Below are 11953 nucleotides of genomic sequence, written 5' to 3'. Positions count from 1 at the left end.
GGTGCGTCCGGTTGTTGAGAAAATATCGCAAAAACTTGATTCGCAATCGGATGCCAATGATTTGAATGGTAGTAATTTAATAAACTGCCATCAGCTATCCGGCTGACTTTAAAAAAACTATGACTTTCCGTTCAGACACTAGTTAAAGTATGGTAACCAAAGACAATTGGCACGCCCACTGCGGCCGGTGCAAATAGAATTTCTACTAGCATTGAATGCAACCCCTGATATCTTCACAACACCTTAAAGCGGAAGCGAAAATGATCAATCTTCATTCAATAAAGGTGTTGAAAGTCCGTTTTATGATTCGCTATTAAAAGAAATGTTATAAATTTCAAAATGGTGCTGCATGCAACATTATTTATGTTGCATTTTATTGCAATATTATATTTATTTTATAAATATACATGATAATTATCTGGCATAATCTTTAATAATTATTGTTGCATATTATGTTGCTTTAACTTGACACCGCTTTTCCGGTTTTCCTTTCATAAACAATATCCCATTGTAATTAATAGATATCTTACCGCCTCCTTTTTTTGGCACAACCTGTGCTGTTACTGTCAGCTAAAAGTCTGTTTATTTCCGAATTAAACAAATAGAGCATGGTTTTTTTATAAACGGAACATTTCAGTTTCCTGAGGAAAATGTTTATGGAGCAGAGAAAAGAAGTTAAAAATATTTTAGTTGTTGATGATGAATTGGATATGCTGATTTTTCTTTCAAACCTCCTAATGGCTGAGGGTTTTACGGTTATTGAAGCCAAAAATGGTACGGAGGGAATAACAAAAGCACGAAAGAATCCACCTGCTCTTATTATACTGGATGTTATGATGTCAGAGGAGTCAGGAATCCAGATATATCGTTTATTAAAGTTCGACAAACAGCTTAAAAGGATCCCGGTTATAATGCTTTCGGCTATAGACAGAGATACTTTTTCTCATTATCAGAAGTTTGAAAGCAGTCAGCCAGGACAAAGCGTACCGGAACCTGAAGCATTTCTTGAAAAACCGCCGGAAGCAGAGGAACTCATAAACATTGTGCTTGAATTAACTTCAATGGACAAAAACCATGATTGATAACTCTGTTGATCCAAAACTATATAGTGAGATTCAGAAATTCGGAGCAATGGATATGGAGATCTGCATGCAGTGTGGCGCATGCAGCGCGTCCTGCCCATTATCTGAAGGCGCCAATCCTTTTCCCAGAAAGATATACCGGTATCTCCAGCTGGGATTAAAAGACAAGCTTTTACAATCATCCGTGCCCTGGCTGTGCTATTACTGCGGCGAATGCAACAAGGAATGTCCCAGAGGGGCCGAACCGGCTGAAACCATGATGGCAACCCGCCGCTGGTTAACCACTCAATATGACTGGACAGGACTTTCCGGGAAACTTTATCTTTCAAAAGCCTGGGAAATGGGCGCATTGATTTCTGTGGCGCTTTTTATTATTTTGCTGTTTGTTTTTTTTCATGGCCCGATCATAACCGATTATGTGTCGGTTAACTCCTTTGCGCCTGTCATGTGGATAGAAATCGGCGATCTGTTGATGGCAATAATACTTTCGGGTTTTCTTCTTTCCAATGCATTCAGAATGTATCGTTTTATCATGAGTGATACGAAGGCGCCTTTATCGCTTTATATTAAAGAAGCAAAAACATTTATTTTAAACTTTGCAACCCAGAAACGCTGGCGGGAGTGTGGAGAAGACAAAAACCGGTGGATGAAGCACTTCATCCTTGTTACCGGATATCTCACCATGATGACTCTGATAATTGTCTGTATCCGCTGGTTTCAGGTTGATGACAGCAGCTGGCATTTTACTAGCATATTTGGCTACTATGCCACCTCTGTGCTGCTTTATGTCACAGTGGATATGTTTAGAAGCCGCATGAAAAAGCAGGAAACTATCCATAGATATTCGGAACTTTCCGACTGGCTTTTTCTTATCCTGCTTTTTCTGACATCTCTTACAGGCATAATCATGCATATCTTTCGTCTCGCCGGATGGCCTATGGGAACATATGTCGCATACGTTATACATCTTGCCGTTGCTGTACCAATGCTTGTAATTGAGGTTCCTTTCGGAAAGTGGTCGCACCTGTTTTACAGGCCGCTGGCTTTGTTTTTATCTGCCGTAAAAGATAAGGCATCAAAAACATCCCGTTTAGATGTAAAAGACGTGATTGCGGCAGTAGGCGATACTTTTATGATCTGCCAGCAATGCGGAACCTGTACAAGTGTTTGCCCTGTCAATCTGATATCATCATACAGCCCCCGTCATATTCTGCGCCGTCTTGCATTAAATAACGCAACACAAAACTCGGTTGATAAGGCTGTATGGGATTGTTTTACATGCAATGCATGCGGAGCCAGCTGCCCGAGGGGAATAGACATAATAAATGTAGTAAAAGCTGTAAGGGGCCTTAATATATCTTTAGGGATAATTCCGGAATCGCTAAAAGCTCCGTTTGAAAGTCTGAAAAAAAATGGCAACCCCTGGAACGGCGCCCGGAATAAGCGGCTGGAATGGACTGGAGATTTGGATATCAAAGCATTTGCTCCTGATGACAAATACTGCCTTTTTACCTGTTGCACAACTGCATATAATCCGGAAAACAAGAAAGCCGGTCAGGCTTTGTTACAGCTTATGAAACATGCCGGAATAAGTTTTGGCATGTTTGGCGAAAAGGAAAATTGCTGCGGCGATCTTGCCCATAAATCGGGTGCAAACGAGATATTCTCTGATCTTTGCGCAAAAAACACCAAAATATTCTTGAAAGAAGATGTTAAAGCAATACTGACAACATCACCTCATTGTCTGAATTCTTTTAAAAACAATTACCCTGATTTAAGGGATGTGAGTTGTGAGCACTACACGGAACTTCTCGACCGGCTGGTATCAAAAAGCCGTCTTATACCTTCTGTCAGAGTTGAATCAACTGTCACGTATCATGATCCATGCTATCCGGGACGGCATAATAATATTTATGAAGCACCTCGTCGTATACTTCAAAGCATTCCGGGGCTCACGCTGGTTGAGATGGGAAACAACAAAAAAGGCAGTATTTGCTGCGGCGGAGGCGGTGGTGGTGCGTGGAGTAAAGCAAATGACCGGAAAGGCGATCAGAATCTTAGTATGTTGCGAATAGAAGAAGCGCTTAGCACGGGAGCCGAGATGATTGCAACAGCGTGCCCGTTTTGTATACTCATGCTAAATGATGCGATAGATAAACTTGGCGTAAAACATAAGATAGTAGTCACTGATCCTGCACAATTGCTGCTGCAATCTGTAAACCTGGGATATGAAGTTGATATGATGGATAATATCAAACCAAACCATAGTAGTGAGGTCTGCCATGTCTGATAGAATCGGATTTTATATCTGCCACTGCGGCATAAATATAGCTTACAAAGTTCGTGTGAAAGAAGTAGCAGAATACGCAGCTACTCTACCAAATGTTGAGGTTTCACGCGATTACCTGTTTATGTGTTCAGATCCCGGGCAGGAACTTATAGAAAATGATATCAGACAACATCATCTAACCCGAGTAATAGTATCCTCATGTTCACCCAGGATGCATGAAAAAACATTTCGCGCCGCCTGCCAAAGGGGCGGTCTTAATCCTTATAAAGCCTTTCATATGGTATGCGTACGCGAACATGTTTCATGGGTCACGGAAAATGAAGATGAAGCAACCAAAAAGGCGAAAGAGTTAGTCAGGGCGGGCATCATGAGGGTTACCCGCCAGCATGAACTTACACCTGCAACTTTTTCGGTTTGCACCAACACCCTTGTTGTGGGCGGAGGTATCGCCGGAATGCAGGCATCCCTTGATATAGCCAAAGCCGGATATAAAGTTTATCTTGTGGAAAGACAACCTACCATCGGCGGACATATGCTGCAATACGACAAAACCTTTCCTACCCTTGATTGTGCAGCCTGCATCGGCACGCCAAAGATGGTTTCCGTCGGCCAGGAACAAAAAATTAAGTTGCTCACTCACAGTGAAGTACAAGATGTAAGCGGCTTTGTCGGCAATTTTAAGATAAAAGTAAAAAGAAAAGCCCGCTACGTGGAAACAAACTGCACCGGGTGCGGCGAATGCGAAAAGGTCTGCCCTGTTGAGTTTAGCAATGAATGGGATGTAAACACAAAAATCAGAAAGGCAATATACCGGCCATTTCCTCAGGCAGTTCCCATCACCTATTGCATCGACAAGTATGACCGCGCTCCTTGTGTTCAGACCTGCCCTGCCGGAACAAATGTTCAGGGCTATGTAGCTCTCATAAAAGCAGGAAAATTCAAAGAAGCCTTGAATTTAATTATGGAACGCCTGCCATTACCGGGAACTCTGGGCCGCGTATGTCCGGCTCCTTGCGAAAAAGCCTGCCGAAGGGCTGAGGTGGACACCGCTGTCGCCATACGCGATCTGAAGCGCTTTGCAGCAGACCAGACAGATATTTCCATGTTGCCTATGCCGGATATCAAAGATCTGCCGGGTAAAATAGCGGTTATCGGGTCAGGCCCCGCAGGTCTTACCGTAGCATATTATTTACGGCTTAAAGGCTATCAGGTAACCATTTTTGAGGCGCTGCCGGTTTTAGGAGGCATGCTTCGTTTGGGCATACCGGATTATCGGCTCCCGCCGGAAATTCTTGATAAGGAAATCCGGAATATTCTTCGTCTTGGAATAAAAGTACAAACTGAAAAAAAACTGGGAATAGATTTTAGCATTGATGATCTCAAAAACGAGGGCTTCAAAGCAATCTTTCTTGGAATCGGTGCTCATAAAAGTCTGAAACTGCAAATACCTGGTGAAAAAGGCCTGGATGTCGTGATTGATGCAGTGGATTTTTTGAACCAAATGAATCTGGCTAATATAGAAAAGCCGGGCGACCGTGTGGTAGTAATCGGCGGAGGCAATGTGGCCATCGATGCGGCCAGATCGGCATTGCGTATTGGTTGTAAGCAGGTGGATATTATCTATCGCCGCAGCCGGGAACAAATGCCTGCTGATCCTGAAGAAATCAGGGACACTCTGGAAGAAGGAATCAAAATACATTATCTTACATCACCAGTAGCCATCCGTGGAAATGGCGGCAGGGTAAATGCTGTTGAATGTATCAGAAACGAACTCGGTTTGCCAGATGCAAGCGGACGAAGCAGACCTGTTCCGGTAAAAGGATCAGAGTTTGTGATTGAATGTGATGCTGTCATCCCGGCAATAGGACAGGAGCCGGATATTGACTGGCTTGTTAAAGATAAACTTGTAGAAGTTTCAAAACGAAATACTATTAATGTAAATCCGCATACAATGCAGACAAATGTATCTTATATATTTGGCGGAGGCGATGCAGTGAGCGGTCCGGCAACTGTTGTTGAGGCAATATCTGCGGGTCATAAAGCTGTTGAAGCGATACACCGCTTTCTTTGCAATGATAATCCTGAAAATTTAAGCCAAAGTGTAGCCTTAAAGGAACCACCCGGAAATAACTGGGCCGGGATACCTGAATACGCCATAAAAACGGACAGAGTAAAGCCGCAGTATCGCGATGTCAAAGATCGTATTACTTCTTTTAAAGAGGTGAGCTTGAGCTTTGTAAAACAGGAAGCACAAGCAGAAGCTTCCCGTTGCATAAATTGCGGCGGATGCTGTGAATGCAAGCTTTGCGTGGCTTCGTGCGAAGCAAAAGCTATCAAACACAACATGAAAGATGAAATAGAAGAAATAGAAGCCGGCTCAATTATTGTAGCAACAGGTTTTGATCCGCTAAATCCAACGCCCATGCATCAGTACGGTTATGGCAAGTATTCAAATGTATTTACCAATCTTGAGTTTGAACGGATTTCGAATGCGACCGGGCCAACAGGCGGAAAACTGCTTAAACGAAGTCTTGCCAATCGTCTGAAGTTTACGGAACCTCCGAAAAGTGTCGCTATTCTTCATTGCATAGGCAGCCGTGATATTAATTATCACGAATACTGTTCACGTACCTGCTGCATGTATGCGCTAAAATATGCCCATCTTATCAAAGATAAATGCGGGCACGATACCGAGGTATACAATTTCTACATAGATATGCGCTGCTTCGGCAAAGGGTATGAGGAATTCTACAAGCGCGTACAAAGCGAGGGGGTACGCATGATTCGCGGCAAGGCGTCACGGATTGAGGAAAAGAACGGCATTCTGACAGTAACCGCCGAAGATACACTGTCTGACAGAATATTAAAAATTCCGGTTGAAATGGTTATTTTGTGTACAGCCATGGAACCGCGTTCAGACGCAAATGAAATATCCCGCACATTCGGGATAAGCGTCGGCAGTGACGGTTTTTTTCTTGAGGAACACCCAAAGCTTGAACCTGTTTCCACTGCTACCAGCGGTATTTTTCTGGCCGGGACATGCCAGGGACCAAAGGATATTCCCGATACGGTTGCACAGGCCAAGGGAGCAGCAGCCGAGGCTCTGGCCTTAAGCATATCAGGACGGGTGGCGGTATCTCCCATGATTTCATTTATCGATCCTGATATATGCATAGGCTGCCGGGTTTGCATAGATTTATGCGCCTATTCGGCAATAGAATTCAATGCATTAAAAGGTATAAGCGTGGTTAATGAAGCAGTATGCAAAGGCTGCGGAAGCTGTTCCGGATATTGTCCAAGCGGAGCCGCCCAGATCCGGCATTTTACAGGAAAGCAGATTTTTTCGGAAATAGACGGCTTGCTGGCCGGTTAGTTTTTTACTCAGTGTTAAGTGTTAGGTGTTAAGCAACTAAATCTAATAATCTATTCCCTAACACTTAACACCTAACACTTGCATTACTGAAAGGAAATAAAATATGAGCGAGTTTGAGCCTACGATTGTAGCATTTTTTTGCAACTGGTGTACATACACTGCTGCGGATCTGGCCGGCACTTCCCGTCTGTCATATCCACCTAACGTTAAAATTATCAGGGTAATGTGTACCGGCATGGTTGACCCGCAATATATCATTAAAGCCTTTCTGGAAGGCGCTGACGGTGTGCTGGTCAGCGGCTGTCATCCGGGCGACTGCCATTATATCAATGGGAATTACAAGGCCCGCAGAAGGATCAAGCTGTTAAAAGAAGTTCTTCCCCAGTTCGGCTTTGATTCAAAACGGTTAAGATTGACATGGATAGGCGCAAGCGATGGAATTCGCCTGGCGGAGATCATGAGGGCTCTTGTTTCACAAATCAAAGAGCTGGGGCCAAGCCAATCTAAATTAAGTATGGTGATTTAAATAATATCCGGAGGGAATATGGCGGTTACGGCAAAAATCGATGTAAAAAATCAGGATATATCGGAATCGATAAGAAAGTTATTGGAAGATATTCTTAAGGCTGAAATTATCCGGGCAATTCTGGTATCGCAGCATCTTCCGATGAAAAAAATGGTCATGCCGACACTGGTTACTGATCCGGATCATCTTGATGGAATAGATCCTTTGGCGCCGGCTTTTCCTGTAAATGCAGCAACAATCGCCGCCCGGCTTACCCGTAAACCGATAGGAGGCAAGATAGCGGCTGTATTGCGTCCCTGCGAAATCCGCGCATTTATTGAGCTGGTAAAGCTGAACCAGGCCAAAAGGGAAGATATAATATTAATAAGTGCGGATTGCTTCGGCGCATTTCAAAATAAAGATTATTTAAAATTTGCCGGACAAAACCCAAAAGAAGCAACTCTTCGATTTTATAAAAAAATTATGGACGGAAATGCTGTTGAAGTAGAAGGAGTTGAACTTGCTCAGGCCTGTAAGGCCTGTGAATATCCGGTTTCTGAAAATGCTGATATCCAGATCGGCTTATATGGTATGAAGACAGATGAATCCATACTGGTTAAGGCTCAAACTGAAGCAGGAGATCATATTTTAAAACAAATTAATCTTGGCGCAACAAACGAACCGGCTGCGAGACAAACTGCCATCAACAGCCTGATCACAAAGCGCACAAACTTTCGGGATGAGATGTTTTTAAAAACAACCGAGGCTACAAACAACCTTGAAAAAATATCTTCTTTCTTTGCTTCCTGCGTCAACTGCTATAATTGCCGTGTTGCATGTCCGGTTTGCTATTGCAAAGAGTGTGTTTTTGTAACTGATGCATTTAATCATGATTCTTTCCAGTACATAAGTTGGGCAAAGAAAAAAGGGATCATTAAAATGCCTACCGATACTCTTTTTTATCATCTTACACGTTTAACTCATATGAGCACGGCATGTGTCGGCTGCGGCCAGTGTTCAAATGCATGCCCGAATGATATTCCCATTATGGAGCTGTTTCGAACCATCGCCCATGCTACACAAAAGACGTTTGATTATCAGGCAGGAAAAAGCATTGAACAAAAACCTCCGCTGTCAACATTTTGCAAAGATGAATTTCAAGAAGTAGTAGGAATAAACGATTAAGAGGTGAACATGGCCCGAAAAAACGGTAAAGCTCTGGTGGTTGGTGCCGGAATAAGCGGTATCCGCGCAGCTCTGGATCTGGCGGAATACGGATATGGCGTAATTTTGATAGACAAGTCGCCTAATATCGGCGGCATACTCAGCCAACTTGACTATCAGTTTCCAACTGACAGTTGCGGAATGTGCAAAATGCTTCCTCTTTTCAACAGAGATGAAGGCTCGCAATATTGCCTGCGTAAAGGCCTTTTCCACGAAAATATTGAAATACTTCCGTCAACCGACCTTATGTCCGTTGAAGGCGAAGCCGGTCAATTTAAGGTTACAATAAGACAACATTTAAACTGGGTTGATCCAAATTTATGCACCGGATGCGGTTATTGCGCAGATGTCTGCCAGGTGGAAATACCTGATAAATTCAACGAGAATATCGGCACTCACAAAGCTGTTTATCTGCCTGTTCCTCATGCCATACCTAACCCGTATATAATCGATTTTACTTCATGCACACGCTGTGGGGCCTGCATAAAAGTTTGCCCGACCGGCGCAATTAACTTACCGCAGGATAAACGCAATTCTTTTCATATACTGGTGGCAGACGATGAGTTGGTTATGCGCGATTCTTTAAAGGAATGGCTCACGGAAGAGAGATTTTCCGTAGATATGGCCGCTTCAGGTTCGGAAGCTCTCGATATGCTGAAAGCCAAGCCTTACGATTTGATGCTGCTTGATATCATGATGCCTGGCATGGATGGTGTTGAAGTACTTCAGAAAGCTAAAGAGAATTTTGCTGATCTGAATGTGATAATGATGACAGCATATGCAACTGTGGAAACAGCTGTTGAAGCCATGAAAAAAGGGGCTATGGACTATCTTGTAAAGCCCTTTAACCCTGATGCATTAACCCCTATGATCCTGCGGATATTTCAGGATGCTGATGGAGTTTCACAAGACAGGCAGATAGAAGCCGGAGCGCTTGTGCTTTGCATCGGAACTTCCTTTTTTGATCCGGGCAGCGGAAAAAACCCTTTCGGTTACAAAACCTGCCCTAATGTTGTAACAAGTCTTGAATTTGAACGCATGCTTAGCGGAACCGGACCCTTCCAGGGAAAGCTGCTGCGGCCTTTTGATGGAAAACCGGTGAAAAAAGCGGCCTGGATACAGTGTGCCGGATCGCGCGATTTACAAAACGATGCTGATTTCTGCACCGGAATCTGCTGTATGTTTGCAATCAAGGAAGCGGTGATAGCAAAGAAGACAAGCGATCAAAACATAGAAACAACAATTTTTTATATGGATATGAGAACATACGGCAAAACATTCCAGCGGTATCGGGAACAGGCTCAAAATATATACGGTGTTAATTTTGCAAGAGAAAGAATTCATTCTGTTTTCCAGGATATGGCTACAGGAGATTTGCTGATACGGACTGTGGATATATCCGGTAATTTAAAAGAAGAAAGATTTGACCTGCTGGTTCTTCCTGTCGGGCAAAGACCGGCGCAAGGATTGTCAAAGCTGGCTGAATTGGCTGAAATAGAGTTGAATGAATGGGGTTTTGGAAAAACCGGGCCTTTTTCCATGGTCAAAACAAACCGGGAAGGAATAATGCTTGGTGGTTCGTTAACAGGACACAAAGATATAGGCGATTTGCTTATACAGGCATCATCGGCAGCCTTAAATGCTTCACGCTTGATTCATTCCAAAGGCGGCGATCTTTCAACAGAGCACGCGCTTCATCATCCTCCAACCGGCGTGATGAAAGAAATACCTGAAATACTTATCGTTATCTGTACATGCGGCAACAGGTTTTCGAAATTGGCGGATTCAGGGCAAATAGAGGGACAACTTAAATCCGACCCCTTGATTAAGAAAGTGGAATTTTCAGAAAAACTATGTACCGAACAGGGCTGGGAACATTTTGTTGGAATGGTAAAAGAAATTAATCCCAATCGTCTTCTTATTGCAGCATGTTTACCCTATGTATATAAACTTAAGGCAATAAAGCTCGGCGAACGGATCGGGCTTGATCCGGCTCTTATAGAGGTAGTTGATATAAATACCGGCTATTCCCGTTTACTTCGTCCTGATTCCTGCAAGATAGTACAAAAAACTGAAATCGCAGTTGAAGAAAACTCATCGGTAACAGAACACCAACTGCTTTCTATAATTAAAACAGGCATTGCAAAACTTAAATGGGCGAATGCATCAGAAACATCCAAAGTTCCCGTTTCTCAGAGAGCGCTTGTTGTCGGAGGCGGAATAGCAGGTATGACGGCTGCCCTGGCGATTGCCGACCATGGATTTGAAGTTGATCTTATAGAACAGTCCGGCCGGTTAGGTGGAAATCTGAATTGGCTGAAACAAACACTGGATGGATATAATGCAAGTAAATTATTGAGAAATACACTTGAGTCTGTAGAAAAGCACCCTAAGATTAATATACACAGCCAATCAGAAGTTATTAATTCTTTCGGTGAAGCAGGAAATTTTTATACTGAAGTTAAAGATCCGCAAAATCAGATTCATGCTATAGAACATGGCGTAACAATTTTAGCTACCGGAGGTTCACAAGCTCCGACTCAATCTTATAGTTACGGATCAAACCCGGCTATAATCACCCAGAAGGAACTCGAAATAAAACTTTCGGATAATACGATTGATCCTGAAAAATTACATTCGGCAGTAATGATCCAATGCGTTGATTCCCGTGAAGAACCGCGCAATTACTGCAGCCGCGTCTGCTGCACCAATGCTTTAAAACACGCACTTTTTATCAAAGAAAAAAAACCAAGCGTCTCGATATATATTCTTTACCGCGACATCATGGCATACGGTTTTTATGAAACCTATTATACTCAGGCAAGAAAAGCAGGAATTGTATTTATTCAATACAACACTGATGACAAACCCGTTGTTTTAACTGAAAACAATGAACTACTAGTTTCAGTGTTTGAGCCAATTCTGGGAAAACGGCTGCAAATTGAAACCGATCTGGTAATTTTAGCCACAGGAATTGTTCCGGATATGTCCCGAAATCTGGCGGATATGTTTGGCGTATCACCTGATCAGGACGGTTTTTTTCAACAAGCGGAATCGAAATGGAGGCCGGTTGATTCACTTAAAGAAGGAGTGTTTGCATGCGGTTTGGTTCATTCTCCCCGCAATATCACCGAAACCGTTGCTACAGCGGAAGCCGCCGCTCAAAGAGCGCTTGGAATAATAAGTCAAAAATATCTTGCAGGAAGCAGAATCACGGCATCCGTTCATCATAGTATTTGCGCCTTATGTGAACAATGCATTGATGCATGCCCTTACGGCGCCCGCAGTGTTGATTATGATAATGAACGGATTTTAATTAATCCGGGCATCTGTCAGGGATGCGGTACATGTGCTGCCGTCTGCCCCAACAGCGCCAGTGTGCTGGATGGGTTTGTAAAACAGCAAATGCTTGCAATCATTGATGCCGCCACAGGTTAACACAACCTGTAAATAATATTTACGGCAGGAGATACAATTAA

At 43.2% G+C, this 11953-nt stretch carries 6 protein-coding genes; all 6 read left to right on the top strand.

Annotation, left to right across the window (positions count from 1 at the left end; genetic code table 11):
* Positions 1-656: 656 nt before the first annotated feature.
* The 6 genes from VXK47_RS03635 (at position 657) to VXK47_RS03610 (ending at position 11912) form a co-directional block, all read left to right on the top strand.
* On the top strand, positions 657-1082 hold the full coding sequence (locus tag VXK47_RS03635) for a response regulator (protein WP_435547409.1): 426 nt from the start codon (positions 657-659) through the stop codon (positions 1080-1082).
* On the top strand, positions 1075-3372 hold the full coding sequence (locus VXK47_RS03630) for a (Fe-S)-binding protein (RefSeq protein WP_435547408.1): 2298 nt from the start codon (positions 1075-1077) through the stop codon (positions 3370-3372). The genes VXK47_RS03635 and VXK47_RS03630 overlap by 8 nt, the downstream gene beginning before the upstream one ends.
* Complete coding sequence (locus VXK47_RS03625; protein ID WP_435547407.1) at positions 3365-6745, top strand: FAD-dependent oxidoreductase; 3381 nt, start codon at positions 3365-3367, stop codon at positions 6743-6745. The genes VXK47_RS03630 and VXK47_RS03625 overlap by 8 nt, the downstream gene beginning before the upstream one ends.
* A gap of 103 nt (positions 6746-6848) precedes the next feature.
* Complete coding sequence (locus VXK47_RS03620; RefSeq protein ID WP_435547406.1) at positions 6849-7271, top strand: hydrogenase iron-sulfur subunit; 423 nt, start codon at positions 6849-6851, stop codon at positions 7269-7271.
* A gap of 18 nt (positions 7272-7289) precedes the next feature.
* Positions 7290-8435, top strand: coding sequence for a Coenzyme F420 hydrogenase/dehydrogenase, beta subunit C-terminal domain (locus VXK47_RS03615; RefSeq protein ID WP_435547405.1), 1146 nt, complete (start codon positions 7290-7292; stop codon positions 8433-8435).
* Positions 8436-8444: 9 nt separating this feature from the next.
* Positions 8445-11912: a response regulator gene (locus tag VXK47_RS03610; protein ID WP_435547404.1), complete on the top strand. Its 3468-nt coding sequence runs from the start codon at positions 8445-8447 to the stop codon at positions 11910-11912.
* Positions 11913-11953: the final 41 nt, after the last annotated feature.

It is taken from the genome of Desulfobacterium sp. N47, assembly GCF_051233685.1.
Classification (GTDB): domain Bacteria; phylum Desulfobacterota; class Desulfobacteria; order Desulfobacterales; family RPRI01; genus RPRI01.
This window is presented reverse-complemented; position numbering and strand designations above follow the sequence as displayed.